This window comes from Altererythrobacter ishigakiensis (assembly GCF_001663155.1).
In the GTDB taxonomy this organism is placed as follows: Bacteria; Pseudomonadota; Alphaproteobacteria; order Sphingomonadales; family Sphingomonadaceae; genus Erythrobacter; species Erythrobacter ishigakiensis.
Genome location: NZ_CP015963.1, coordinates 1,736,863 through 1,762,042, shown reverse-complemented (window position 1 = coordinate 1,762,042; position 25,180 = coordinate 1,736,863). Strand labels below are relative to the sequence as shown.

The window sequence follows — 25,180 nt, the reverse complement described above, 5'->3', positions numbered from 1 at the left end:
TAGTTACCGAAGCTCCCCGAACATAATTGTGGGGAATGCAGGGGCATGAAGCCAATCGAAATTGATACCGCGGGAGCATCGGCAATCGACAAGATTCCGGATAGCTGCGGCGATGTAACCGTCGGTTGCACCGACGTTGCCGGTATTGTCGAAGCCGTTTTGAAGTCATCCGAAACCCTGCGCGAGGAACACAACTCCCTGCGTGCCACTGTCACCGCGCTTGAAGCAGATCAGAACAAGGTTGCAGAAGCCAGCGATGAAGCTCGGCTCCTGTCCGAACGCGCGATTGAGCGGCTGGGTGAGGGCACTACACTGATCCACTCGTCGCTGGGCCAGATCAATGAGGTGCTCGAACTGGTCGAAGCGCTCGCGCAGCACGTGACAAGTTTTGCGGCGGCCATGGATCAGGTGCGTCGTTGCTCGAAGGATATCGAGGATATTGCCGAAACAACCAATATCTTGGCGCTCAACGCCACCATTGAGGCAATGCGTGCTGGCGAAGCGGGACGAACCTTCGCCGTTGTTGCAAGCGAGGTAAAAAGCTTGGCCAACGATACTCGCGTGGCGACCGAGGAAATCACCGCTACGGTCGAAGCCTTGGGAACCGAAGCTCAACAGGTGATTGAACGGATTGAAGCCGGGTCAAGCGCCAGTGGGCAGGCAAAATCGTCTGTCGCTCAAATCGAAAGCACAATTCTGAGCGTGGGCGAGCTGGTTGAGGAGGTCGACAAGCAGAATGACCAGATCGCACGATCAACCACAACGATCAGCGATCATGTGGTTAGCGTGCGTGATGTTCTGGACAGCTTCGACAAGGCCGCAACTGACAACGAAGACAAGCTGCAGCGAGCTCACCGTCGGATGGAAGAACTCGAACTGACTGCCAGCGATATGTTTGACAGCATCGTCCATGCCGGGCTCTCACCTGAAGACAGCGTCATGGTGGAGCAAGCGCAGGCATTTGCCCGCGAACTTGTAGAGTTTACGGAGCATGCGATTGCGGAAAACAAGGTGGACAAAGCCGCATTGTTTGATCGCAACTATCAATCGATTGAAGGCAGCAATCCGCCGCGCTTCTCGACCGTAGGGACAAATTGGATTCACGCGAACTGGCGCCCATTGCTGGACAAGGCTCAAGCTAGTGATAGTCGCTTGCTTGCCGCAGCCTGCACCGATGTGAACGGATTTCTACCAACACACCTGACTGCGCGTTCGAAGCAGCCGACCGGAAATCTGGCGCATGACACCGCCTTTTGTCGCAATGGCCGCATCATTTTTGACGGGGTCGACAAGAAAGCGAAGGTCAGCAATGCGCCGTACACGATGGCTGTCTATCGCCAGGAGGGCGATGGAGAGAAATACATCGTTGTTCGCAACGTCTATGTTCCGCTCTACATAAACGGAGAGCGTTGGGGTGACTACGAACTGGCTTACAGCTTTGACTAAAGCTAACAGTTTGCCTTAGCTCGGGTTACGCCGGGCCATAAAAGCGAGCCGCTCGAACATCATTACATCCTGCTCGTTTTTGAGCAGCGCGCCATGCAACGGCGGAATTGCACTGTTCGGATTGCTGTCCGCCAATACTTCCATCGGCATGTCTTCGTTAAGAAGCAGCTTTAGCCAGTCAAGCAGTTCGCTGGTCGACGGCTTTTTCTTCAGGCCGGGAACTTCGCGAAGCTCATAAAAGATGTCCATAGCTTTGGTCACCAATGTCTTCTGAATGCCCGGATAATGGACTTCGATGATCTCACGCATTGTGTCCCGGTCAGGGAACTTGATGTAGTGGAAGAAACAACGGCGCAAAAACGCGTCGGGCAATTCCTTCTCATTGTTCGAAGTAATGACAACAATCGGCCGCTCTTTCGCGCTGATCGTTTCGTGAGTCTCATAGACATCGAAGCTCATCCGGTCGAGTTCCTGAAGCAGGTCGTTAGGAAACTCGATGTCAGCTTTGTCGATCTCGTCAATCAGCAGCACGGGCAGCTGTTCGGAAGTAAACGCTTCCCACAGCTTACCCTTCTTGATGTAATTCGAGATGTCATGAACGCGCTCGTCACCCAGTTGGCCATCACGCAAGCGGGCAACTGCGTCATATTCGTAAAGGCCCTGCTGCGCTTTGGTGGTCGACTTGACGTTCCATTCGATCAGGGGGGCTCCAATCGCCTTTGCAATTTCATGGGCCAACACGGTTTTTCCTGTGCCCGGTTCACCCTTGACGAGAAGCGGGCGACGCAGCGTTACTGCTGCATCGACGGCCACTTTCAGATCATCGGTGGCGATATAATCATTGGTGCCTTCAAAACGTTGCGGCTGGTCAGTCATGAGTATCCCTTTGAAACTTTCCGTGCGCGTTAAGTTACCGCGCGGCTGCGCGCAAGGGTGACGCTGCGTAAGCTATCGAATTGGCGAGGGTGCGTCATCGCGATACCTGAAACTTTTTGAGCGCAAGTGCGAATATGCGGTTAGAACGCGAGCGCGAAGGAGAGCAGGATGCCAACCGAAAGCTTGAAGATCACGACGTCAGAGGGGCATGAGCTGTCGGGTGCACTCGAGATGCCTACGGGGCTAGTTCGAGGTGCGGCGGTGTTTGCGCATTGTTTTACCTGTACCAAGCAATCGAAGGCAGCAAGGGCGGTATCACAGGCTTTAGCGCGCGAAGGCATCGCATCACTTAGGTTCGATTTTACGGGACTGGGGGCGAGCGGGGGTGAATTCGGCCGCGCTGGCTTTACGAGCGATGTCGAAGATCTGATCGCCTCTGCACAGTACCTGATTGAGCGGTTTGATTGTCAGATACTCCTGGTGGGGCATAGCCTAGGAGGTGCAGCTGTTTTGGCCGCTGCAGCTGACTTGGGTCGCGAGAAGGTGGCCGCGGTGGCGACCATTGGCGCGCCAAGCGACGTTCCGCATGTCGTCCACAATATCAAAGGTGATCTGGACGAGATTGAACGCGAAGGCGAGGGTGATGTGACGATCGGCGGTCGCCCCTTCAAACTCAGCAAGCATTTTCTCGACAAGACACGCGAATTTGATCTGGTGCAACGGATCAAAGGCCTGCGCACTCCGTTATTGATCATGCATTCACCGACCGATGATACTGTCGGCGTGGAGCATGCTTCCAACCTGTTCGAAGCGGCAAAGCATCCCAAGAGTTTCGTCAGCCTTGCTGGCGCGGACCACTTATTGCTGAATGAAGCGGATGCCCAGTTTGCGGCACGGATGATCGCGGCCTGGGCGGGGCGCTACTTGCCGCAAAAGGAAGCGTTGCCAATGCCGGAAGAGGGTGTTGTTGTGCAGACCGGGAATGGCAAGTTTGGTACCGAAGTCCACACCGTCAGCCATCGTTTCGTTGCCGATGAGCCAATCAGCTACGGCGGAGATGATACAGGCCCGACACCATACGATCTACTCAATGCCGCGCTCGGTACGTGCACTGCGATGACGCTGAAGATGTATGCCGATCGCAAGAAATGGCCATTTGAGGGAACGCGTATCCACGTGACCCACGAACGCGACCATGCGGAGGATTGCGGCCACATTCTGGATGAGAATGTGCAAGTTCAGGCGCTCAACCGAAAGATAGAGATTTTGGGTGACTCGCTAGATGATGAACAACGGGCGAAGCTGATCGAAATTGCTGACAAATGCCCGGTCCACCGCACGCTGGAAGGGCACTTGCATATTCATACGGAGGCGGCGGGATGATTATAATCACAGGAACAGTCTCGCTCGACCCAGCGAAGCGCGATGAGGCCATCAACCTGGGTTGCGAACACTCCGCCAGATCACGTGCGGAAGATGGCTGCATCTCGCACAATTGTTACCTTGACGCAGAAGACGCGAACCGAATGCACTTCTTTGAGCAATGGCGCGATATGGATGCGGTCAAGGCGCACTTTGCTGTCCCGGAATCCGGTGAGTTCGTCCGCGAGGTTGCCGCCTTGGCCAGCGCGCCGCCTGAAATAGCGATTTACGCAGCTGATACCATAGAAGGCGCGCCTTTCTAAGCGTCAATCAAGTCGCGATCCACATCGCTGGCGTGGTTCTGGATGAAGTTGAACCTGTGTTCCGGGTTGCGTCCCATAAGCCGATCGACCAGTTCCTTCACCGCAAATCGCTGCTCATTCTGTTCAGGCAACGTAATGCGGATCAGTGAGCGCGTTTCGGGGTTCATTGTTGTCTCACGCAGCTGCTGAGGGTTCATTTCGCCAAGGCCTTTGAACCGCCCGACTTCCACCTTCTTGCCCTTGAATACCGTCTCTTCCAGCTCGGCGCGATGCGCATCGTCGCGGGCATAGCGCGTCTCTTTCCCGGCACTCAATTTGTAGAGCGGAGGCTGTGCCAGATAGAGATTACCGGCCCGTACAACCGGCGCCATCTCCTGGAAAAAGAATGTCATCAGCAGCGTCGCGATATGCGCGCCGTCAACATCCGCGTCGGTCATGATGATTATGCGGTCATAGCGCAGCTGTTCAGGATCGCAGTCTTTGCGTGTTCCGCACCCAAGCGCGAGCGAGAGATCGGCGATTTCTTGATTTGCGCGAATCTTGTCAGCTGTGGCGCTGGCGACGTTCAGGATCTTGCCACGGATCGGCAGGATTGCCTGGCTCTTGCGATCACGCGCCTGTTTGGCACTGCCACCGGCAGAATCGCCTTCAACGATGAAAAGCTCAGTCTCGCGATCACCTTCGCCGCTGCAATCGGTCAATTTGCCCGGCAGACGCAGCTTCTTGGCGTTGGTCGCAGTCTTGCGCTTGATCTCGCGTTCCTGCTTGCGCCGCAAACGCTCATCCATGCGTTCCATCACACTGCCCAGCAGGGCCTTGCCGCGCTCCATATTGGCGGTGAGGAAATGATCGAAGTGATCGCGAACAGCGTTTTCAACAAGGCGTGATGCCTCTGGCGACGTCAGACGATCCTTCGTTTGCGACTGAAACTGCGGGTCACGAATAAAGACAGACAGCATAACCTCTGCGCCGGTCATCACGTCGTCCGCGGAGATGTCCTTGGACTTCTTCTGTCCCGTCAGCTCGCCAAACGCTCGTAGAGCCTTGGTCAAAGCGGCGCGCAGGCCTTGTTCATGCGTACCGCCATCTGGCGTGGGGACCGTATTACAGTACCAGCTGGTTGATCCATCGGAGTAGAGCGGCCACGCAATCGCCCATTCCACACGACCTTTCTCCTCAGGGAAGTCCTGATTGCCGGTGAAGGCTTCTGCAGTCACGCATTCGCGAGCGCCAATTTGCTCGGCCAGGTGATCCGCCAGGCCGCCCGGGAATTTGAAGGTCGCCTCTTCAGGTACATCTTCGCTGGCAAGTGAGGGTGTACATTTCCAGCGGATCTCTACACCAGCGAATAGATATGCTTTGGAGCGCGCGAGCTTGAACAATCGCGCTGGTTTGTACTGGCGATCACCGAAAATCTCTGGGTCAGGTTTGAATGTGACGGTCGTTCCACGCCGGTTGGGGGTCGCGCCCAGATTCTCAATCTTGCCCAGCGTTTGCCCCTTGGCAAATTCTTGGGCGTAGAGCTGCTTGTCCCGTGCAACTTCGACGCGCGTATGTTCGCTGAGCGCATTGACAACACTAACACCAACCCCGTGCAAACCGCCTGAAGTCGCGTAGGCCTTACCTGAGAATTTGCCGCCTGAGTGCAAAGTCGAAAGAATCACTTCAAGCGTGGACTTGCCCGGAAACTTGGGGTGCTCATCAACCGGAATTCCGCGCCCGTTGTCGCTGATCGAAAGTCGGTTTCCTTTCTCCAGTCGGACCTCGATTCGGTTGGCATGGCCCGCAACCGCTTCGTCCATCGAGTTGTCGAGAACTTCTGCGGCCAAGTGATGCAGGGCACGGTCATCCGTGCCGCCGATATACATGCCAGGGCGGCGGCGGACAGGCTCAAGCCCCTCCAAAACTTCAATGGAAGAGGAATCATAGTCGCCGCTGGACGCTGGCGCATTTTCAAACAGGTCGTCAGACATTAATCAGCCTATATGCCGCGTGCGATCACGGCGACAAGCGGGGGCCAAAGGTTTTGCTCAGTCCTCAAACCGGGCAGGAGCGGCGTCGACAACAACGACATTTCCTTCCCGCACTTCGCGCACTTCCATGGCACGCTCAATCACTCCGTTGCTCTTAAAGCGGAAAGCGCCGTCGAGCCCCAGAAAACCATCGCTTGCGGTCAATTGGCGTGTAGGGAACGGCCGCCCCACTTGCCAGTCTCTTGCCACGCGCAAAGTGAGAAGGACGGCATCATAACCCAAGGTTGAAATACGATAGGGTGCGCCACCGAACCGATTTTGATAGCTGTCACGGAAGCGCTGAAAGCGTTGGTTCGATACCGCCGAGAAAATCGCACCTCGCAGAGCGCTTGTGCGTGTAACAGCACTCTCGCCACTCCATAGCTCGGTTCCGATTAGCTTGGGCGGCGTACCAGTCTCATCATCGCGCAGCGCGTTGGCCGCTTGCGATGCCAATTGAACGCCGTCTGCAATCAGCACGGTGTCATATCCGCCGGCCTCCCGCATGCGGGTTGCCGCTCCGATAACAGCGCTGCTCCCTCGATTGTAGCGCTGCGTCTGCGCCAGAAGCCCGCCATAATCTGCCAAGGCATTGTCCAGGGCGCTGGCTGCGCGATCCCCGTAATCGCCATTTGGCAACAGCGCAGCAAAGTTCACAGCACCTCGCGATCGAGCATAGGCGACCGAACGTGTGATCGACTGTTCCGGAATGTGACCCATCACAAAGACGTCTGGGCGAGCCACGCTGGTATTGTTCGAGAACGAAATAAGCGGGATGCCTGCGCGCGCCGCCTCTCCGCGTACGGCCTCGACGTTGTCGGCCAACATCGGACCAAGAATCAGACGGTTGCCGTCTGCCACAGCTTGTGCGGCCGCAGCAGCGGCCCCGCTCGACGTGTCATAGGTCGTGATGCGGATGTTATCCGCGCTCGTGTCAAGAATCGCCATATTGGCAGCGTTTGCGATCGATTCTCCAACCGCGCCGTTGCGCCCGGACATAGGTACCAGAATCGCAATTCGATGGCGTGTCTCGTCAGTTGGCAATACATCGGCGCTCGGCTCATCTGTCGGAGCGTCTACAGGTGCTGTAGTCGTGTCAGGCCCCGTCTTCGGAATGACCTGACAGCCTGCCAGAAACAACGCCGCCGCAGCTACAATAATACCACGAGTACTGAACAATCCACGCTTCATACTTGCCGACCCCGTCTCGGCTGTTCCAAAGAGACACTTGTGAACACCAGCGCCCCTGAACCAACCCTGTCTGAACCTCTCTCTGCAGGCCTCTATATCGTCGCTACGCCAATTGGCAATTTAGGCGATATAACGCTCCGTGCGGTCGATATAATGCGCAAATGCGACGCTGTCGCCTGCGAAGATACGCGGGTAACGGGCAAGCTGTTGAAGCACCTGAATATTCGCAAGCCACTCATTCGGTACGATGATCACGCGAGCGAACAGATCTGCGAGAGCCTGGTCGAGCGGGCCCGCAGCGAAGCGATTGCGCTGGTCAGCGATGCAGGAACGCCTCTGATATCCGATCCGGGCTATCGCTTGGTCACGGCTGCGCGCGAGGCGGGTGTGCCAGTCACGACTCTGCCGGGTGCCTGCGCAGCGATTGCGGGGCTGACCATATCTGGATTGCCCAATGATCGCTTTCTGTTTGCTGGTTTCCTGCCGACCAAAGAGAAAGCGCGCGCAGACGCATTGGCGGAGCTTGCTGACATTGATACCACGCTGATTTTCTATGAGAGCGGGCCTCGCCTGGTTAAGTCATTGAAAGCAATCGCTGACATCTGGCCAAACCGCGAGGTGGCGGTCGCCCGTGAGCTAACCAAGCTGTACGAAGAATGCCGCAGTGGGACAGCGGCTGAACTGGCCGTTCATTACACCGCCAACCCGCCCAAGGGTGAGATTGTGCTGATGGCAGGCCCACCTGTCACGAGTGCCTCCGATGCCGATCCGGACGCACTGCTGCGGGAGGCGCTAAGAACTATGAAGACTTCTCAAGCCGCCGCTAGCGTCGCGAAGGCGACCGGCCTTGATCGCAAGGCACTCTATGCCCGCGCAATGGAACTCAAGGCCGGATGAAGCGGCAGAAGACCGAACGGGCAGGGCGGCAAGGCGAATTCCGCGCCGCTATGTTCCTGCGCCTGCAGGGCTGGCAGATCATCGCCGAACGCGTGAAAACCCCGCTGGGCGAGATTGACCTGATCGCGCGGCGCAACGGCGTGGTCGCGTTCACAGAAGTGAAATGGCGCAAACGCCGTGAAGACCTGGATCATGCGATCGACGAATACCGTTTGCGCAGGGTTGCGGCCGCTGCGGAAGCGGTTGCACATCAATATGTTCGCGACGGCGATGATATGCGAATTGATGTAATCCTGCTTGCACCCGCGAGCATCCCTCGCCACATCACCAATGCATGGGATGCCCTGAGCAGGGTGAGATTTAGGAATACAGAATGAGCCTACGCGTCGCCGTTCAGATGGACCCGATTGAAAGCGTCAATATCGCCGGGGATTCGTCCTTTGCGTTGATCGAGGCGGCGCAGGCGCGCGGACACACCTGCTATGAATATCATGTCGAGAGCCTCACATTGGATGCCGACGACCGCTTGTTTGCTGAATGCCATCCGATCACCGTCCAGCGCGTGGAAGGCGACCATGTGACCAAGGGCGCGGCTGAGCGGCTTGATCTGGGCAAGGATATCGACGTTGTTCTGATGCGGCAGGATCCGCCGTTCCACATGGGCTATATCACTGCCACCCATATGCTTGAGCGGATCAAGGACGAGACGCTGGTGGTCAATGATCCGGTCAGCGTGCGCAACGCGCCGGAAAAGGTGATGGTGCTGAACTATCGCCGCTTCATGCCGCCCACACTGGTAACGCGCAGCGTTGACGAAGTGCGGCGCTTTATGGCCGAGCATGGCGCGGTTGTGGTGAAGCCGATCCACGGGAATGGCGGCAAGGCGATCTTCCGCATTCCGGAAAATGGCGAGAATCTTTCCGCGCTGTTCGAAGTGTTCAACCAGACCTGGCCTGAACCGCATATGGTTCAGCCGTTCCTTCCCGAGGTGGCCGAGGGCGACAAGCGCATCGTGCTGGTCGACGGCGTGGTCGCGGGCGCGATCAACCGCAAGCCGGGCGAGGGCGAGTTCCGCAGTAACCTTGCCATGGGCGGCAGCGCAGAGGCGACCGAATTGACTGAGCGCGAGCAGGAAATCTGCGACGCCATGGGACCGGAGCTGAAGCGGCTAGGGCTGACATTCGTCGGCATCGATGTGATCGGCGGGAAATACCTGACCGAGATCAATGTGACATCGCCGACCGGGATTGTTGCCATCGACAAGTTCAACGGCACCGATACCGCCGGCATGATCTGGGATGTGATTGAGGCTCGGGTGGGCGCATGATTGACAATGTGAAAGCGCGCGCGAAACTGCTTCATGTCCTGTATCTCGGCTTGATACCTATCGTCTTGCTCTCGCCCTTCATTCTAACCGAAGCTTATTAGTATATATTGTTTGGAATCCTTGGAGCGATTGTAACGATTTTGGTGTTGAGACTTTCGAAATGCCAACATTGTGCAAGATCAGTTTTCTTCGATCCAGACGCGCCCGCAACCGATCTCCTAAAGACAAACATTTTTCGATCGATACCTGACAGTTGCGACAATTGTGGTTCACATCTCAATTAGAAAGATCCGAGCCATTAAAAGAAAGTCGATTGAGCTACCTCTTCTTCGCCCGTGGATGTGCGTCGCGGTAGTTTTCCAGCATCGTGGCTGCATCGACCTTGGTGTAGATCTGCGTTGAGCCCAGCGAGGCGTGGCCGAGCAATTCCTGCAGGCTCCTGAGATCGGCTCCCGCGCCCAGCAAATGCGTAGCGAAACTGTGACGCAGCGCATGCGGGGTAGCGGTTTCAGGTAAGCCCAAGGCTAGGCGGGCTTGCGCCGTAGCCTTTTGCACCATGCCGGGTGAGAGGGGCCCGCCTTTCTCTCCGCGAAAAAGCGGCTCATTTCCCGACAGCGGCCAGGGGCATTTCGCGCAATACTCCGCCACCGCCGCGCGGGTAATCGGCAGCACCGGCACCATGCGTTGCTTGCCGCCTTTGCCAGTGACTTGCAGCACGTCGCCCAGCGGCACATCATTGCCGGTGAGTGAGAGCGCTTCGGCAATCCGCAAGCCTGAACCATAGAGCAGAAGCAGAACTGCGCGGTCGCGCGCACCGAGCCACTCGGCCTTGGCATTGCCCGCGACCAGATCGGCGAGATTGCTCGCTTCATCGGGAGTGACGGGGCGGGGCAAACCCTTCTTGACACGTGGCCCACGCAGCCGTGGCGCGCTAGGCTCAGGGTCCCCCGATTGCTGACGCGCATAGGCGATAAAGCTCTTGAGCGCCGAGAGTTCGCGCGCGGCGCTGGCATTGCCGATCCCTTCCGCGCGTCGCCCGGCAAGATGACGGCGTAGGTCTTGCGCCTCGAGCGAAGCGACACCTTCCCAATCCTCTAGCCCGCGCGCCTCTAACAGCCGCTCGGCACAGCCGAGGTACGCACGCACGGTGTGCGGACTGCGTCGGCGCGAATTGGTCAGCTCGTTACGCCACGCTTCAAGGAGATCGGCCGCGCTCATGCGGTGACCAGCCCGTCTGCAACGATCTCGCCCAGCAATGCGTCGAGCAGCGGCATTCCGGCAGGCTTAACGGTAATTCGGTCTCCATCGCGAGTGAGCAGGCGAAGATCACTGTGCAGCGCAAGGCGATCCGCATCGATCAGATCGGCGCGTGGAATTCCAAACCGCGCTTCCAATTGGCTCAAATCCACCCCTTCGGCAAGGCGCAAGCCCATCAGCAGCGCTTCGGATGCCTGTTCGCCCACCGAAAGTGCGCGTTGATGCTTGATGCCGTGGCCATCCTCGCCGACCGCGCTCAAATAATTCTCCGGCTTCTTGTGCCGCTCCGTAGCCACTCCACCCCGCCGCCCGTGCGCGCCGGGCCCAATTCCGCAATAGTCCTGATACCGCCAATAGGTCAGGTTGTGGCGGCTTTCCTGTTCCGGTTTGGCGTGGTTGCTGATCTCGTAAGCCGGAAGGCCCGCCGCGTTCATGATCTCTTGCGTCAAAGCATACAAATCGCCTGCGGGATCGTCGTCCAACGGGGTGAACGCACCGCGCCGGACATCGGTGGCAAAGCGCGTGTTTGGCTCGATGGTCAGCTGATAGAGCGACATGTGATCCGTGCCCAACGCCAGCGCGCGTTTTAGCTCCGCCGTCCATTGCTCAGCCGATTGCCCCGGGCGCGCATAAATCAAGTCGACACTGACGCGGTCAAAATTCTGCTGCGCAGTCTCGACAGCTTGTAGTGCCTCATCTGCGCCATGCAGACGTCCCAAGAACTGCAAGGTATCGCCTTCAAGTGACTGAACACCCAGCGAAACTCGATTCACACCCGCCTGCGCCAATTCGTTGAAGTTCGCAGCCTCGACCGAGCTTGGATTGGCCTCCAGCGTGATCTCGATATTGGCGTCAAAACCCCACAACGCCTCTGCCTCCTGAAGCAATGCCTCGACCAGGCTTGGCGGCATCAGTGACGGCGTTCCGCCGCCAAAGAAGATCGAATGCAGCGGCGCTCCGCCTGCCATCTCTGCCTCATGCCGTATATCCGCCAACAAGGCATCACGCCACGCCGCCGCGTCCACGCGCTCGCGCACATGGCTATTGAAGTCGCAATAGGGGCATTTCTTCGCGCAGAAGGGCCAGTGGATGTAGAGAGCGCGCGCCATGCGCCCATACTAGCTGCCAAACTGGTCCGCGACCAGCTTGGCAAAGGCATCTGCGCGGTGGCTCATGGCGTGCTTTTCCTCAGGATCGATTTCAGCAAATGTCTGATCACGCCCTTGAGGGACAAATACCGGATCATAGCCGAAGCCCATCTCGCCGCGTGGTGGCCACGTCAGCGAGCCCGCACACTTACCTTCGTAAACCGCGTGTTCGCCGCCGGGCCAAGCAATCGCCAGCACACAATGGAATGCCGCGCTGCGGTCTGTGTCGGAGCCAAGTTGTTGCAGCATCCCTTCGACCTTGCCCATAGCCATGTACCAATCACGGCCGGGATCGCCTTCGAACCATTGCCGTTCGGCCCAGTCTGCAGTGTAAACGCCAGGGCGACCGCCAAGTGCGTCGACCGCCAACCCGCTATCATCGGCAAGTGCCGCAAGACCTGACGCTTCAGCTGCGGCGCGCGCTTTGATCAGAGCGTTCTCTACGAATGTCTTTCCGTCTTCTGGCGGCTCAGGCAGGCCCAGCGAGCCCGCCGAAATACATTTCAGGCCGTAGGGTTCGAGCAGGGCGGAAATCTCGCGCAGTTTGCCTTCATTGTGTGTGGCAATGACCAGCGATCCTCCGCCCAGCTTGCGCGTCATTTTGATGCTTCCAACTGAGCCTTGAAGATGCCGTCACAGCCAATCTTGGCCAAGCGCAGCAAGCGAAGCAGGCCTTCCTCATCATAGGTTGCGCCTTCAGCCGTCGCCTGAACCTCTGCGATTTGTCCGCCAGTGATCAGCACGAAGTTCGCGTCCGCATCGGCGCTGGAATCTTCGTCATAATCGAGGTCAAGGACAGGCGTGCCGTTGTAAATGCCGCAGCTGATCGCTGCGACTTGGCCGGTGATCGGATCTTCTTTCAGATCGCCAGAGGCAATGAGGCTGTTCACAGCGAGCCGCAATGCCACCCAAGCTCCTGAGATCGACGCTGTGCGAGTTCCGCCGTCCGCCTGAAGAACGTCGCAGTCGAGCGTGATCTGGCGCTCTCCGAGCTTCTTCAGGTCGACAACAGCACGCAGAGACCGGCCGATCAGTCGCTGGATCTCTTGCGTACGGCCCGATTGTTTTCCACGTGCGGCTTCTCGGCTTCCGCGGGTGTGCGTCGCGCGGGGGAGCATTGAATATTCGCCTGTTACCCAGCCTTCGCCTTTGCCGCGCAGCCAAGGCGGAATGCGTTCTTCGATGCTGGCGGTGCACAGCACACGGGTGTCGCCACAGCTGATCAGCACACTGCCTTCAGCGTGCTTGGTAAAGCCGGTTTCGATAGAGATAGCGCGCATTTCATCAGGCGCGCGGCCGGAAGGTCGCATGAAAAATCCTTGTGTTTCGATTCGTTGCCTGTGCGATAGGCTGTGCGCGGTATTGCCCGCAAGACTTGAGGCTGTGGAGCAAAGCGCTAGATAGTCAGACATGTCCTCACCGCCCATCTCAGAATTGACTGACCGCGCGCGGGATATCTTCCGCCTCGTCGTGGAGGGGTATCTGGAAAGCGGGCAGCCGGTCGGTTCAAAAACTCTTGCAGGCGATACAGGACTCAATCTCTCGCCTGCCTCAATCCGTGTAGTTCTGGCTGACCTGGAGTCGACCGGGCTTTTATCTGCGCCGCACACTAGCGCAGGCCGCATGCCCACGGAAACGGGCCTGCGTCTGTTCGTTGACGGCATGATGCGCGTCTCCGAACCCACCGCAGAGGAACGTGCCGCAATCGAAGGGCGGCTGAACGGAAACGGCCCGATCGAGCAGGCACTGGAACAAACAAGTGCCATCCTGTCCGACCTGTCCGGCGCGGCCGGCATGGTGATGGTGCCCACGCGCGACCAGAAACTAGCGCAATTCAGCCTTGTCGATCTGGGTCAAGGCCGCGCGCTTGCCGTCCTCGTGAGCGAAGACGGCAATGTCGAAAATCGCGTAATAGAACTGGGCTGGACAATCGGGCCCGGGCTGCTCGAGCAAGCAAGCAACTACATCAATGCAAAGCTTGCAGGCCGGACACTGAGCGAAGCCGGCGCTTCGATCCTTGCGGAAATCGCGGCAGGCAAGAGTCAACTGGACAAAGCCAGTGAGAGCTTGGTCGAACGCGGACTAGCTGTGCTTAGCGAAGATGCATCGCAGCGGCCCGTACTGATCGTGCGTGGGCAAGCAAACCTGCTCGACGATGCGGCAATGCAGGATATTGATCGTGTGCGCAGCCTGATTGAAGACCTTGAGAGCAAGCAGTCCGTGGCTGAGTTGCTCGAAAGCGCGCGCGAAGCCGAAGCCACGCGGATTTTTATTGGCAGCGAGAACAGACTGTTTGCATTGTCTGGCTCTTCGGTTATCGCGTCGCCCTATCGTGACCGTGAGGGAAGGGTGGTCGGCGTGCTCGGTGTAATCGGCCCCACGCGGTTGAATTACGCCCGCGTCATTCCCATGATTGACCTGACCGCCCGATCGCTGGGCAAGCTTATCGGATAGCTTTGGAATTTTGAGAACATGATCGACAACGACAAATCGCAAGCAGACGATGATGCGGTGAAGAAAGAGCTCGAAGGCGTGCCGGAAGAGTTTCTGGACAACGGTGAAGACGAAGCATTTGAAGACGGCTTCGAGAAGGCATTGGATGCACTCAAAGCCGATCTGGAAACCGCCAAACAGGACATTCTTTATGCAAAGGCCGAAGCGCAGAATGTTCGTCGCCGTGCCGAGAAGGATGTGCAGGACGCGCGTGCCTATGCCGCGACCGGTTTTGCTCGCGACATCCTGAGCGTGTCAGATAACCTTGAACGTGCCATTGCGGCGATTCCTGAGAGCTTGCGCGAAGACGAGAAGATGAAAGGTCTTGTCGCGGGTATCGAAGCCACTCAGCGCGAGTTGGAGAAGGTTTTTGGCCAGCATGGCGTGAAACGTATCGCGTCGGTCGGCCTGCCGCTCGACCCGAACCAGCATCAGGCAATGATGGAAGTCCCGACCGATGAGGCCGAGGAAGGCACTATCGTTCAGGAAATGCAGAGCGGCTATATGATCAAGGATCGCTTGCTTCGTCCGGCCATGGTAGGCGTGGCGAAGAAGCTGGATTAACCTTCAATACCTCGAGAACGAGATCCGATTTTCGGGAACATGATATAGCATATCACGTTGAATGCTCCGGAAAGGGAGTTTGAGTGCCGCTCGCGGCATTTTCTCCAGGAGTATTTTCTACAATGAAGAAAGTTTCTTTGACGTTCTTAGCTGCACTTGCGGCCAGTGTTTCGGCGCCGGCAATGGCCCAAGATGCAGGTGATATCCAGATCAAGGTTTTGGGTACGGCGGTTCTGCCGGACGGTGAAATCGATGAAGTCGAACTTGACGATTTCGGTCTGCCTGCAGGTGCAAACACACGCGCAACCGACGAGTTCATTCCAACCTTTGCGATCGAGTACTTTGTCGCAGACAATTTCTCGATTGAAACGATCGCTGGCATGGCGCGACACGACGTCGACGGCACTGGGGCGCTTGACGGTGTCGAACTGGTCGACGACCTGCGCCTTATCCCGGGTACGGTGACAGCCAAGGCGCATTTCGACTTGGGCGGTGTGAAACCTTATGTCGGCGCTGGCGTGGCCTATTTCATGTTCTTCGGTGAAGACGAGGGCAGTGACCTGGTCGGACTTGGCGTGACCGATGCCGATCTTTCGAACGAGTTCGGTTTTGCGCTGCAAGCCGGGTTCGACATCCCGATCGAAGAAGCCGGATTTGGCGTCTCCGTCGACGTGAAGCGCTATTTCATCGGTACCGATGCGACTTTCCGCGTGGGCGATGACGAGATCATCCGCACCAAGCACAATCTCGACCCGTGGACAATCAGCGCCGGATTGACTTTCATTCTTTGAGCTTAACTCCGGACAAAAAAGGGGCCGCTCCAACGTTGGGGCGGCCTCTTTTGCGTCAGGCGACAACTTGCTCGCGGTTTTCGTCGCGGTGTTTCTTCAGATATTTCATGAAGGGTGTGCCGCCGGTGCCGACATCGGGATCATTGCCAGCGATGCTGCCCGCCTGTTTGTTGATGTAGCTTGCGGCATATTCCAGATGCCGCGTGCGGAAACGAGCAGCTTGCTCGACGCATGCGTTGAATGCATCCTTCAAAGATTGCGAACCTGACGCTGACACGAACGCTCTCAAGGTCGATTGCGCCGCCAGATCTTCGATAAAGCGGCGGTGCTGCACCGGGCGGTAATGGTGGAGTTCGTCAAGAAAGCTCTTCAGCGGATCGTCCGAGTGACCGACGTTGAAAAGCGCGTCCATTGCCGGGACAATGCTGGATTGACTACCGGTTTGGCCGCGTAGCGCCTGGGGTTTCCCACCAAGCTTCTCGACGCCTTCGTAGATCAGTCCGCCGCCTTTAAGCGCTGGATTGTTCGCCCAGCCGTGGATGTAGGGCCGCACGCGGTGGAAATAGCAGTAGGGATCGCAGCGCTCGGTCATACGCGCAAAATGTGTGTAGATGCGCTCCCAAGCCTCATCCATTTCGATGAGCAAACGCTCTGCTTCTGCGGCATCGCCGTTCTTCGCAACCGTTACAAGTTTCGCCGCATTGTCGAGCAGAACCCCGGCTTCGGCTTCGATTGCGACATGGATCATCACGAACCAGTTCTCGTCATCGCCGCCAACGAAGTTCTGGTACATGTAGATGTTGTCGAGCGTGATCGGGCCGGACTTGTCGAGCCGCGCCCAGTTATCGAGAACATAGCCGGAATAGGGAAGCAGTGGAGCTTGGCCCAGACGGTCGGATATCGCTACCATCGGCCGGGCCAGATTGGCCGGAAGAGAAACGGGCGGCGTTGCTTCGCCCCAAACGTAGCTCTGCACGAGGAAGGAGTAATGCACCATCGCGGTGCGGACCTCCTCTTCGGCGGCTTCAAGCGCCCATTCTTCGAGTTTTGGATCATCAAGCTGATCCAGCCAATGGCGCACGCGCCCGCTTGATATCAGTGCTGAAAGATTACCAGCTGCCTGTGTGACACCCTCGAAGCGCGAAGGCAAAGTGATCTCGTCGATTTCATAGTGCGAAAGGTAGCCGCGCTCGCGGCTTAAACCGTAGTCTTTGATCTCCATTTGAGTGACTCATTGGCCAGTCGCGGGTTGGGCCGACTGGACAAGTAAATGGTATCAATTGAAACTTGATCACTCAAGCATGCACGGTGGAAAACTAGAGCTCCAGAACCATCTGCAGGTTGCAGCGGTCATACGGTGAGGGCCAAACATCCTCTCCCTCAAGCTTGCTGAAACCGAACTTTTCATAAAGCGCGGTGGCCACCTCCAGTTTCTCGTTGGTCTCAAGCCACACCGCATCGGCACCTTGCTCCCGCGCGAATTCCAGCAACTTGGCGAGAACCGCTGAACCAATACCACGGCCCTGTGTTGCGACATCAGTCGCCATCTTGATCACTTCCATCCAATTGCGGCCGTCATCAGGCGGATTGGCAGCCGGCAGGATAGCACCTGTCCCCATGATCCAGCCATTCGCATCGGCCACAACGATAAACCCGCCCGGATCGAGGATGGCATCCTTGGGATGTTCGAGCTGACGAACATCCTTCTCTTCCATCCCGAACATCTCTTCGATCCAGCGCCGGTTCAAAGCGGCAAATGCAGGAGCGTCTGCAGGCGCAAAGGGCCGGATTGTCCAACTGTCAGATGTCATTTTGTCCCTGCTCCCGGAAAGTTCACCAACAGATCATACGCGGATGCGTCGCTAACACCAGCTACCTTGGCTCCATTCCGCAACCAGAAGGCGTGCTTAATGATCTCTGCCTGCTGCTCAATGCCGTATCGAGTCAGCTGCCATCCGGGCTTGAGCGTGTAATCGTAACGTGCCCATGGCATCCGATTGAAGATCAGATGCCACTTTCCGCGCGTTTGTGTCTGCCACACATGCGACATCTCGTGAATAAAGAAACCCTGGCGGGTCAGGCACTCACTCGAAAAGTCGGCACAGTAGGCATTGCCCTCGGGATGAAAATGCAAATGGCCGCTCGGTGCCATCGTGACATGACGTGGCTGAAATGGAAACCATTTGCGGCGGCGTATAGTTACCGCATCATAGTCAATTGCAGTGCCAAAAACCGACTGTGCCAGTTTCACTTCGCCGGGAGTGAGATCACGTTCGCCGCCCACAGGGCAGCTGGCGTTTTCTGTGCTCAAATTTATAACTGCGCCCGAATGGTTCAGCGCTCATCCCCTGCTGCGCGAACCTCTGCATCGAAACTGTATTTATCACCGCCCGATACAGTCAGTGTGACCTCAACAGTGTCGCCCGCAGCAAGCGTGTCCGGAAGGCCGAATGCCATCACGTGATAATCGCCTGGCTTGAACGCTATCTCAGTACCTTTGGTAATAGCGATCGGCATGGCTTCTGCCATCTGCATCTTGCCTTCCCATTCGCCATAAGCGTGCAACTGAGCTTCGCTAGCCCCTGATACATCCGCGCGGCGGATCGACAGACCTTTATCGCCATCGTACTTCAGGTCGAAATAAACCGCCGCGGGATTACCACTGACTGGGGCCAGCACAAGCCGCGCGTTTTCTACGCTCATTCCAGGAATACCTTCGGGCTCTGCTTCTGCGACTGCCTCAGGCTCGGGACTGCAGGCCACAAGAGCAAGACTGGATGCCAGCAACGCCGCGGAGGCCAAATTCTGAAATTTCATGTGAGAATTCTCCCGTCAAAACATGCAAAAACTAGTGCGCCTGCTCCCTTGTGCCAAGCAAAACCGCACCTATATCACCCGAGTAACACACCTGACGGACTGAGCCGCCGAGCTGTTTTGCCTATATTGGAAAGCACAATGCGCGGTGTCCATGAATTGAACTGATGGGAACGTATAAAGATGGGTAAAGTAATCGGTATCGACCTCGGCACCACCAACTCTTGTGTGTCGGTAATGGATGGGGGCAAACCCAAGGTCATCGAAAACTCTGAGGGTGCACGCACAACACCTTCAATTGTCGCCTTCACCAAGGATGGTGAGCGACTGATTGGACAGCCGGCAAAGCGTCAGGCTGTTACCAACCCTGACAACACCGTTTATGCGGTAAAGCGCCTGATTGGGCGCCGCTTCGACGATCCAATGACCAAGAAGGACATGGAACTCGTCCCATATAATATCGTCAAAGGCAGCAACGGCGATGCATGGGTGAAAGCAGGCGGTGAAGATTACTCGCCTTCGCAGATTTCAGCTTTCATTCTTCAAAAGATGAAGGAAACCGCAGAAGAGTATCTCGGCGAGAAAGTTGAGCAGGCGGTGATCACCGTCCCGGCTTACTTCAACGATGCACAGCGTCAGGCGACAAAGGATGCTGGCAAGATCGCTGGTCTCGAAGTCCTGCGTATCATCAATGAACCAACTGCTGCTGCTTTGGCCTACGGTCTTGATAAAGACGACGGTAAGACCATCGCGGTTTATGACCTTGGTGGCGGCACTTTCGACATCTCGATCCTTGAGATTGGTGATGGCGTTTTTGAAGTGAAATCGACCAATGGCGATACTTTCCTTGGCGGTGAAGATTTTGACAGCGCGATTGTCGAATGGCTGGCAGACCAGTTCAAAACAAAAGAGAACATGGACCTGCGCAAGGACAAGCTTGCGCTGCAGCGTCTGAAAGAAGCAGCTGAGAAAGCGAAAATCGAACTTTCGAGCTCGCAGCAAACCGAAGTGAACCTGCCGTTCATCACCGCACGCATGGAAGATGGTTCTTCCACACCGCTTCACCTGGTTGAAACGATCACTCGTTCAGGCCTTGAGAAGATGGTTGGCGATCTGGTTAAGCGCACACTGGAACCCTGTAAGAAAGCGCTCGCTGACGCCGGTATGGACAAGGGCGGCGTCGATGAGGTGATTCTGGTCGGCGGCATGACCCGTATGCCCAAAGTACGCGAAGTCGTAGAAGAGTTCTTTGGCAAGAAGCCTCACACCGGTGTGAACCCCGACGAAGTGGTTGCAATGGGTGCCGCCATTCAGGCTGGCGTCCTGCAGGGTGACGTGAAAGACGTTCTGCTGCTTGACGTTACTCCGCTATCACTGGGTATCGAAACACTCGGCGGTGTCTTCACCCGTATGATTGATCGCAATACGACGATCCCGACCAAGAAGACACAAGTCTACTCAACTGCCGAGGACAACCAGAATGCCGTGACGATCCGGGTGTTCCAGGGCGAGCGTGAGATGGCCGCTGATAACAAGCTTCTCGGTCAATTTGATCTGCTTGGTATCCCGCCTGCACCACGCGGCGTTCCGCAAATCGAAGTCACGTTTGATATCGATGCAAACGGGATTGTTAACGTGTCGGCAAAAGACAAGGGCACTGGCAAAGAACAGCAGATCAAGATTCAGGCTTCAGGCGGCCTTTCTGACTCCGATATCGACCAGATGGTGCAGGACGCAGAGAAGTTCGCGGAAGAAGACAAGAAGCGTCGTGAATCTGCAGAAGCACGCAATCAGGCAGACAGTCTGGTGCATGCGACTGAGAAGCAGCTTGAAGAACATGGTGGCAGCATTGATGCCGATACCAAGTCCGCAGTCGAAGCGGCGCTGGCGGAAGCCAAGACCGCGCTTGAAGGCGATGATGTGGATGCGATCAATGCCAAGGCTCAAGCATTGACTGAAGCTGCAATGAAGATGGGTCAGCAGATCTACGAAAAAGAGCAGGCTGCGGGTCCGGATGCGAGCGCTGAAGCGGCTTCTGACAGTTCTGCAGACGAAGAGGTTGTCGACGCTGAGTTCTCAGAAGTCGATGAAAGCTCAAGCGAAGAAAAAGACGAAGACAAGGGCTGATGTCCTGATGGAAAATCTGACCGCCACTGGCGCTTATTGCGCTGGTGGCGGCACAGGTTTGGGCAGGGAAAAGTAGAATGTCAGCCACTGATATCGATTATTACGAGCTGCTTGGCGTTAGCCGGAATGCTGATGGCAGCACGTTGAAGAGCTCATATCGCAAGCTCGCAATGCAATATCACCCAGATCGAAATCCGGGCGATGCTGAATGCGAGGCGAAGTTCAAAGCCATCAACGAAGCGTACGATTGCTTAAAGGACCCGCAGAAACGTGCGGCATATGACCGATATGGCCATGCGGCCTATACTCAGGGCATGTCGGGTGGGGGTGGAAGCCGCGGAGCCCAAGGCGATTTCGGCGACATAGGCGATATCTTCGAGACTATATTTGGCAGCGCGTTCGGCGGCGGAGGAAGACAGCGAGCTCAACCTCGTCGTGGGGCAGACCTTCGGTATGACCTTGAAGTCAGCTTGGACGATGCCTTCCACGGAAAAACCGTCGAGTTGGAAATCGAAGTCTCCCAAAGTTGCGAAACTTGCGATGGTTCCGGCGCATCCCCGGGAACCAGCGAACGCGAATGCCGCATGTGCGATGGTCACGGAAAAGTGCGCGCGAAGCAGGGATTCTTCGTGGTTGAGCGGCCATGCCCAACGTGTCACGGGCGCGGCGCCGTTATCGAAGATCCTTGCGGGGACTGCCGAGGCGAAGGCGTCGTTGACAAACCTCGCGCGCTGGAAGTGGAAATTCCTGCTGGCGTTGATACGGGCACACGCATTCGTTTGTCCGGGAAGGGCGAAGCCGGACCCCGTGGTGCGCCGGCAGGCGACCTGTATATATTTGTGCATGTGAAACCCCACGCAGTATTCCAACGCGAAGGGACGACGCTGCTTACGCGCGTTCCGATCAGCTTTACGACCGCCGCGTTGGGTGGGTCAGTCGAAATCCCCGATCTTGGCGGAGACGACAACAAGGTCGAAATTCCCGCAGGGATCCAGTCGGGCAAGCAATTGCGCGTGCGCGGCGCCGGGATGCCGGTGTTACAAGGGCGTGGACGCGGCGATCTGGTGGTGGAAATTTCGGTCGAAACCCCGACCAAACTCTCGAAGAAGCAGAAGGAATTGCTGCAACAGTTCCGCGAAACCGAAACAGGTGACGAATGTCCCGAAAGCAAAGGCTTTTTTGATCGGATGAAAGAGGCCTTCGGCGGCTAACCCTTTCAGGTTCCTCGACTCTCAACAGTTTCAAGCCTAAGCCTCTGGCAAACAGAGGGGATTAGTCATGAAACGCACCATCGCTGCAGCACTGATAACAGCATCGCTCATTGTGGTCTCGCCTTTGGTGGCCCAGCGTGACTTCAGTGAAGTTGAGATCACCTCTGAGGAGCTTGCTCCAGGAGTTGCCGTGCTCTTTGGTGCCGGTGGAAATATGGCAGTCAGTCATGGCGAGGATGGAACGGTCCTCATCGATGACCAATTCGCACCATTGTCGGAAAAGATTGAAACAGCAGTCGCCTATCTGGGAGCATCTCCGGTCAAATATGTCGTCAACACGCATTGGCATGGCGATCATACCGGCGGGAATGAGCATTTCGGAAGTACCGGTGCGACTATCTTCGCGCATGACAATGTCCGTGTCCGCATGTCCAATGAACAGACACGCGGCGAGCGGGTCATACCGCCTTCACCCAGAGCTGCACTACCGGTCGTAACTTATGACCGCGGCGTCACACTCCATCTCAACGGGGACACGATTGATGTCGTGTTTGTTGGGGGTGGTCATACCGACGGTGACAGCATCGTCCGCTGGCGAGAGAAGAATATCGTTCATATGGGCGATCTGTATTTCAAGATTCCCGGATGGCCGTTTGTCGATGTTGAATCAGGCGGCGATATTGAAGACATGCTTTTCTCACTCGACGCAGCAATCAACATGATGGACGCGGAAACGAAGGTTATTCCAGGCCATGGTCCCATGTCCGACAAGTCAGAGTTGGTGGCGTTCAGAAACACAGTCGGTGAGGCTGTAACCCGGATTCGCGCGCTTCGCGATTCTGGATCTACGCTTGAAGAAGCTCAGGCTTTACGACCACTTGACAGCTTTGAACGCGGTGAAGGTTTCATCAGCGAGGATCGCTTCATCGAGGCGGTTTGGAAGAGTCTGAACTAGACCGATATTCAATTCTCGCCGAACTTCTCGGAAATTTCGTTTTGTAAATTGTGAAGCAGGCTTTGTCGGCAACGCTTTGCCTCTAGTTCTTCTTCAATAACCGCCTCGAAAGCTGCCCGCTTGAAGGCTCGGCATTTGCTGGCATCGATCGTTCCCTCAAGCGTTGAACAAACGAGATCGATCATCCGTTCGGCACCATGCAACCGCCCCCAAATATAGTCATTCTCGCGATAGGCTCGGCTGAAAAAGGCGCCGAAATTGTAAAACTCGATTCCGCGCAAAGTTGAACGTGCTCCTCCATCTCTGATGGACGGCGCATCATCTGGTGAAATACGGTCAACCTTGATCGGATCATATTCATTGAGGTTCTCATGCCGGAGCAGGGGCAAGGTCGCGATATCGTAGAATGGATAACCCAAGTACGTCAGCAGCATTCGCCGGCGCAGTGACTTCGGCATCTCTTGCAGAGACTCGCAGAGAAGTAACTCTGCACGAACATCAACTGATGGAAGGTGTTGCGCGCTCTCCAAATAATCGAGCAGAGTACCCGGGTTGGCAATTACATCAGCTGCAAGGTCGTTAAACCTTTGCCCGAACATCTCGAAAGCATCCTGGTCCAAATAGAACCCCAAAATGTCATACATTCGCTCGCGTGCCAGATCGAGAGCATCGTCGGGAATGTCGGGATCTCGTTCCCAATCACGCGACAAACGCCGGATGAGCAAACGAAGTCGGCGAATGCGGAAGCCAAGATCAAAAGAGCGAAAGAAGTTTATCGCGTCTTCGTTGGCACCGCCTTTTGGATCAGAGAGAGTTTCAAGTCCCCTGGCCTTGAGCTCCCGCCTCAAGGCATCTTCTATCGGTCGAGAGTCAGGCAGCCCCAGCTGAGGTGCGGCCTCATAGGCCAACTGTGCGACTCGTTCGACAATCCCGCTAAATTTTGTCCGGGCATAGGAATGGTATGCAAAGCCAGCTTGCATTGCTGCGGCCTGCTGTGCCTTGTTGCGCCAAGAGGCTAGCCGCCCCGGGGTGGGGCTATCAAGAAAGAAGGTCATCCCGAACAGTTTTTCGACCACGCGGTCTACCTCTGGTCGCATCCCACCGATAATTCGCTGCAAACGCTCGGCATCACGCGACTGCTGCTCAAGCTGCTCGAGGTTATCCCGGATGGGTTGTTCGCGAGGAAGGCTGGATATCGACCCGAATATCGCTGCAAAGAATCCGACAGGCTGCTTATCCGCATCCTTCATGCTCGCGATTCGGTCTGGTCTCGGATCAATATAGACAAATCGGCGATCAACTTCGCGATGCGATGGCCGAGCGTGCAGGGCTTCGATCGCACTTTCGAAGGGAGCATTTACTAAAACTGAGCCGTCGATCAGCGCGACGTGTTCCATCGTGCCATGCCGTATATGCGTCGGCATAATTCGCTCCAGAAAAGAGCTGCGGGAAACCCAAGGGTGATCTCGTTTCTGAGCCAGACGATCAATCTCATCTAAAGTGAAGGCAGGGAATGCGCCGGGAAAACTCGCGGTCGCACGAGCGGCCATAGTCAACTCTAGGGGGTCAGCCAGCGATGGCCCACTGGTGATAGGCGTTGTTGCTCGAAAACCGATAGGAAGGCGATGCTCGCTCTCTTCGACGACTTTCGGACTGTTCAACCGCAACAACTCGACATGCCCATGAAAATCGGTCGCGGTCACTAGAAGATCAAGCGGATGGCCCGGCGGAAGGAGCGGAGGTCCAGGCTCCTCGTCGGACATAGCCTTGAGCGCATCGAACAGTAGCTGGGAGAAGTTGTCGCCTGAGAAGGGTGGCTGAAACCATCGACCGCGCACAAAGCGCGAAACTTTGCGCCGCACTTCGTCACGTGTCTCCGGTGCGACGCTTTCAGACACAACGTTGCCTGGTCGCTTAAACAGCCACCATGCGATCGGTTGCGCCCAAAACTTTGCGAACTTCCACATTGGGCGCGCATCAGGATCAAGCAGCTTCTCTACGTCTGCGTTCTCGAGCCATAGATCCGTAAGCGGTTCAAGCGAATGACCAGCATAGATAGCTTGCGATAGAAACACGGCGTTGATCCCACCTGCGCTGGCGCCGGTTAGAATATCGGGGAGAACGCGTAACCGCAGATTCTGACTTGTTTCGATCTCAGCCAAGAGGTCACGATAAACCTTCGCAACCTTACCGTCTGGAACCTCTGCTGAATTATACGCACGGCTAGCTCGCGCGAGATGCCATAGCTCTTTTGTTACCCCATGCATGTAAACCGCCAGGCTCACGCCGCCATAGCAGACCAATGCGATGCGAAGTTCCTTCTGGTGCATATTGATATTCTTACGGGATTGGCGCGCGATAGCAATTGCGTTCCGCTTATGTTCTC

At 56.5% G+C, this 25,180-nt stretch carries 24 protein-coding genes; 12 read left to right on the top strand and 12 right to left on the bottom strand.

Annotated elements, in window-relative coordinates:
• The first annotated feature begins 45 nt into the window (after positions 1 to 45).
• Positions 46 to 1,446, top strand: a complete 1,401-nt coding sequence (locus tag A6F69_RS08340; protein WP_067599787.1) for a methyl-accepting chemotaxis protein — start codon at positions 46 to 48, stop codon at positions 1,444 to 1,446.
• 15 nt (positions 1,447 to 1,461) lie between these two features.
• Here the strand turns inward: A6F69_RS08340 and A6F69_RS08335 are convergent, their stop codons facing one another.
• Positions 1,462 to 2,322, bottom strand: coding sequence for an AAA family ATPase (locus A6F69_RS08335; protein WP_067599784.1), 861 nt, complete (start codon positions 2,320 to 2,322; stop codon positions 1,462 to 1,464).
• 168 nt (positions 2,323 to 2,490) lie between these two features.
• On the opposite strand from A6F69_RS08335, the gene A6F69_RS08330 reads away from it, so the two are divergent.
• Positions 2,491 to 3,705: a bifunctional alpha/beta hydrolase/OsmC family protein gene (locus A6F69_RS08330; protein ID WP_067599781.1), complete on the top strand. Its 1,215-nt coding sequence runs from the start codon at positions 2,491 to 2,493 to the stop codon at positions 3,703 to 3,705.
• Positions 3,702 to 4,007 carry a putative quinol monooxygenase gene (locus A6F69_RS08325; RefSeq protein WP_067599777.1) on the top strand — a complete coding sequence of 102 codons (306 nt, stop codon included), beginning with the start codon at positions 3,702 to 3,704 and terminating at the stop codon, positions 4,005 to 4,007. Before A6F69_RS08330 ends, A6F69_RS08325 begins: the two co-directional genes overlap by 4 nt.
• Here the strand turns inward: A6F69_RS08325 and parE are convergent.
• Positions 4,004 to 5,980, bottom strand: coding sequence for a DNA topoisomerase IV subunit B (gene parE / locus A6F69_RS08320; RefSeq protein ID WP_067599774.1), 1,977 nt, complete (start codon positions 5,978 to 5,980; stop codon positions 4,004 to 4,006). The genes A6F69_RS08325 and parE overlap by 4 nt on opposite strands.
• A gap of 57 nt (positions 5,981 to 6,037) precedes the next feature.
• Positions 6,038 to 7,210, bottom strand: a complete 1,173-nt coding sequence (locus A6F69_RS08315; RefSeq protein WP_067599772.1) for a penicillin-binding protein activator — start codon at positions 7,208 to 7,210, stop codon at positions 6,038 to 6,040.
• 39 nt (positions 7,211 to 7,249) lie between these two features.
• On the opposite strand from A6F69_RS08315, the gene rsmI reads away from it, so the two are divergent.
• From rsmI to gshB, 3 genes are read left to right on the top strand one after another with little or no spacing between them, the layout of a single operon-like run.
• On the top strand, positions 7,250 to 8,107 hold the full coding sequence (gene rsmI, locus A6F69_RS08310) for a 16S rRNA (cytidine(1402)-2'-O)-methyltransferase (RefSeq protein WP_067599769.1): 858 nt from the start codon (positions 7,250 to 7,252) through the stop codon (positions 8,105 to 8,107).
• On the top strand, positions 8,104 to 8,484 hold the full coding sequence (locus A6F69_RS08305) for a YraN family protein (protein WP_067599766.1): 381 nt from the start codon (positions 8,104 to 8,106) through the stop codon (positions 8,482 to 8,484). Before rsmI ends, A6F69_RS08305 begins: the two co-directional genes overlap by 4 nt.
• Positions 8,481 to 9,434 (top strand): glutathione synthase, encoded by a 954-nt coding sequence (gshB, locus tag A6F69_RS08300; protein WP_067599763.1) that lies wholly within the window; start codon positions 8,481 to 8,483, stop codon positions 9,432 to 9,434. The genes A6F69_RS08305 and gshB overlap by 4 nt, the downstream gene beginning before the upstream one ends.
• Positions 9,435 to 9,752: 318 nt before the next feature.
• On the opposite strand, the gene A6F69_RS08295 is transcribed toward gshB, so the two are convergent.
• From A6F69_RS08295 to rph, 4 genes are read right to left on the bottom strand one after another with little or no spacing between them, the layout of a single operon-like run.
• Positions 9,753 to 10,652, bottom strand: a complete 900-nt coding sequence (locus tag A6F69_RS08295; protein ID WP_067599760.1) for a tyrosine recombinase XerC — start codon at positions 10,650 to 10,652, stop codon at positions 9,753 to 9,755.
• Entirely contained in the window at positions 10,649 to 11,800 is a 1,152-nt protein-coding gene (gene hemW / locus A6F69_RS08290) for a radical SAM family heme chaperone HemW (protein WP_067599748.1), read from the bottom strand. Before hemW ends, A6F69_RS08295 begins: the two co-directional genes overlap by 4 nt.
• Before the next feature lie 9 nt (positions 11,801 to 11,809).
• Positions 11,810 to 12,439 carry an RdgB/HAM1 family non-canonical purine NTP pyrophosphatase gene (gene rdgB, locus A6F69_RS08285; RefSeq protein ID WP_067599745.1) on the bottom strand — a complete coding sequence of 210 codons (630 nt, stop codon included), beginning with the start codon at positions 12,437 to 12,439 and terminating at the stop codon, positions 11,810 to 11,812.
• On the bottom strand, positions 12,436 to 13,149 hold the full coding sequence (rph, locus tag A6F69_RS08280; protein ID WP_067602833.1) for a ribonuclease PH: 714 nt from the start codon (positions 13,147 to 13,149) through the stop codon (positions 12,436 to 12,438). Before rph ends, rdgB begins: the two co-directional genes overlap by 4 nt.
• 100 nt (positions 13,150 to 13,249) lie before the next feature.
• Here rph and hrcA point away from each other — a divergent pair, with 100 nt between their 5' ends.
• The 3 genes from hrcA (at position 13,250) to A6F69_RS08265 (ending at position 15,687) form a co-directional block, all read left to right on the top strand.
• Entirely contained in the window at positions 13,250 to 14,293 is a 1,044-nt protein-coding gene (gene hrcA / locus A6F69_RS08275; RefSeq protein ID WP_067599742.1) for a heat-inducible transcriptional repressor HrcA, read from the top strand.
• An 18-nt stretch (positions 14,294 to 14,311) separates the two neighbouring features.
• A complete protein-coding gene (gene grpE / locus A6F69_RS08270) occupies positions 14,312 to 14,896 on the top strand; it encodes a nucleotide exchange factor GrpE (RefSeq protein ID WP_067599739.1) in 585 nt (194 codons plus the stop codon).
• 122 nt (positions 14,897 to 15,018) lie between these two features.
• Positions 15,019 to 15,687, top strand: a complete 669-nt coding sequence (locus A6F69_RS08265; protein WP_067599736.1) for an OmpW/AlkL family protein — start codon at positions 15,019 to 15,021, stop codon at positions 15,685 to 15,687.
• Positions 15,688 to 15,742: 55 nt separating this feature from the next.
• On the opposite strand, the gene A6F69_RS08260 is transcribed toward A6F69_RS08265, so the two are convergent.
• From A6F69_RS08260 to A6F69_RS08245, 4 genes are all read right to left on the bottom strand, one after another.
• The gene (locus A6F69_RS08260; protein WP_067599733.1) at positions 15,743 to 16,909 is read right to left on the bottom strand and encodes a PrnB family protein; all 1,167 of its coding nucleotides are present in this window, start codon (positions 16,907 to 16,909) and stop codon (positions 15,743 to 15,745) included.
• Positions 16,910 to 17,003: 94 nt separating this feature from the next.
• Positions 17,004 to 17,498 (bottom strand): GNAT family N-acetyltransferase, encoded by a 495-nt coding sequence (locus A6F69_RS08255; RefSeq protein WP_067599722.1) that lies wholly within the window; start codon positions 17,496 to 17,498, stop codon positions 17,004 to 17,006.
• Entirely contained in the window at positions 17,495 to 17,998 is a 504-nt protein-coding gene (locus A6F69_RS08250; protein ID WP_245638216.1) for a vgr related protein, read from the bottom strand. The genes A6F69_RS08255 and A6F69_RS08250 overlap by 4 nt, the downstream gene beginning before the upstream one ends.
• A gap of 23 nt (positions 17,999 to 18,021) precedes the next feature.
• Complete coding sequence (locus A6F69_RS08245) at positions 18,022 to 18,504, bottom strand: copper chaperone PCu(A)C (protein ID WP_067599716.1); 483 nt, start codon at positions 18,502 to 18,504, stop codon at positions 18,022 to 18,024.
• Between the two features lie 180 nt (positions 18,505 to 18,684).
• Between A6F69_RS08245 and dnaK the strand changes: the two genes are divergently transcribed.
• The 3 genes from dnaK (at position 18,685) to A6F69_RS08230 (ending at position 22,794) form a co-directional block, all read left to right on the top strand.
• On the top strand, positions 18,685 to 20,628 hold the full coding sequence (dnaK, locus tag A6F69_RS08240) for a molecular chaperone DnaK (protein WP_067599713.1): 1,944 nt from the start codon (positions 18,685 to 18,687) through the stop codon (positions 20,626 to 20,628).
• Between the two features lie 77 nt (positions 20,629 to 20,705).
• A complete protein-coding gene (gene dnaJ, locus A6F69_RS08235; RefSeq protein WP_067599710.1) occupies positions 20,706 to 21,839 on the top strand; it encodes a molecular chaperone DnaJ in 1,134 nt (377 codons plus the stop codon).
• A gap of 67 nt (positions 21,840 to 21,906) precedes the next feature.
• Positions 21,907 to 22,794 carry an MBL fold metallo-hydrolase gene (locus A6F69_RS08230; protein WP_067599709.1) on the top strand — a complete coding sequence of 296 codons (888 nt, stop codon included), beginning with the start codon at positions 21,907 to 21,909 and terminating at the stop codon, positions 22,792 to 22,794.
• Positions 22,795 to 22,802: 8 nt separating this feature from the next.
• Here the strand turns inward: A6F69_RS08230 and A6F69_RS08225 are convergent, their stop codons facing one another.
• Positions 22,803 to 25,124, bottom strand: a complete 2,322-nt coding sequence (locus tag A6F69_RS08225; protein WP_067599708.1) for a patatin-like protein — start codon at positions 25,122 to 25,124, stop codon at positions 22,803 to 22,805.
• Positions 25,125 to 25,180 lie beyond the last annotated feature (56 nt).

Bases quoted from the DNA above. Each gene is read 5' to 3' on its own strand.
- A6F69_RS08340 (WP_067599787.1), top strand. From the start codon at position 46: ATGAAGCCAATCGAAATTGATACCGCGGGAGCATCGGCAATCGACAAG.
- A6F69_RS08335 (WP_067599784.1), bottom strand. From the start codon at position 2,322: ATGACTGACCAGCCGCAACGTTTTGAAGGCACCAATGATTATATCGCC.
- A6F69_RS08330 (WP_067599781.1), top strand. From the start codon at position 2,491: ATGCCAACCGAAAGCTTGAAGATCACGACGTCAGAGGGGCATGAGCTG.
- A6F69_RS08325 (WP_067599777.1), top strand. From the start codon at position 3,702: ATGATTATAATCACAGGAACAGTCTCGCTCGACCCAGCGAAGCGCGAT.
- parE (WP_067599774.1), bottom strand. From the start codon at position 5,980: ATGTCTGACGACCTGTTTGAAAATGCGCCAGCGTCCAGCGGCGACTAT.
- A6F69_RS08315 (WP_067599772.1), bottom strand. From the start codon at position 7,210: ATGAAGCGTGGATTGTTCAGTACTCGTGGTATTATTGTAGCTGCGGCG.
- A6F69_RS08305 (WP_067599766.1), top strand. From the start codon at position 8,104: ATGAAGCGGCAGAAGACCGAACGGGCAGGGCGGCAAGGCGAATTCCGC.
- gshB (WP_067599763.1), top strand. From the start codon at position 8,481: ATGAGCCTACGCGTCGCCGTTCAGATGGACCCGATTGAAAGCGTCAAT.
- A6F69_RS08295 (WP_067599760.1), bottom strand. From the start codon at position 10,652: ATGAGCGCGGCCGATCTCCTTGAAGCGTGGCGTAACGAGCTGACCAAT.
- hemW (WP_067599748.1), bottom strand. From the start codon at position 11,800: ATGGCGCGCGCTCTCTACATCCACTGGCCCTTCTGCGCGAAGAAATGC.
- rdgB (WP_067599745.1), bottom strand. From the start codon at position 12,439: ATGACGCGCAAGCTGGGCGGAGGATCGCTGGTCATTGCCACACACAAT.
- rph (WP_067602833.1), bottom strand. From the start codon at position 13,149: ATGCGACCTTCCGGCCGCGCGCCTGATGAAATGCGCGCTATCTCTATC.
- hrcA (WP_067599742.1), top strand. From the start codon at position 13,250: ATGTCCTCACCGCCCATCTCAGAATTGACTGACCGCGCGCGGGATATC.
- grpE (WP_067599739.1), top strand. From the start codon at position 14,312: ATGATCGACAACGACAAATCGCAAGCAGACGATGATGCGGTGAAGAAA.
- A6F69_RS08265 (WP_067599736.1), top strand. From the start codon at position 15,019: ATGAAGAAAGTTTCTTTGACGTTCTTAGCTGCACTTGCGGCCAGTGTT.
- A6F69_RS08260 (WP_067599733.1), bottom strand. From the start codon at position 16,909: ATGGAGATCAAAGACTACGGTTTAAGCCGCGAGCGCGGCTACCTTTCG.
- A6F69_RS08255 (WP_067599722.1), bottom strand. From the start codon at position 17,498: ATGACATCTGACAGTTGGACAATCCGGCCCTTTGCGCCTGCAGACGCT.
- A6F69_RS08245 (WP_067599716.1), bottom strand. From the start codon at position 18,504: ATGAAATTTCAGAATTTGGCCTCCGCGGCGTTGCTGGCATCCAGTCTT.
- dnaK (WP_067599713.1), top strand. From the start codon at position 18,685: ATGGGTAAAGTAATCGGTATCGACCTCGGCACCACCAACTCTTGTGTG.
- dnaJ (WP_067599710.1), top strand. From the start codon at position 20,706: ATGTCAGCCACTGATATCGATTATTACGAGCTGCTTGGCGTTAGCCGG.
- A6F69_RS08230 (WP_067599709.1), top strand. From the start codon at position 21,907: ATGAAACGCACCATCGCTGCAGCACTGATAACAGCATCGCTCATTGTG.
- A6F69_RS08225 (WP_067599708.1), bottom strand. From the start codon at position 25,124: ATGCACCAGAAGGAACTTCGCATCGCATTGGTCTGCTATGGCGGCGTG.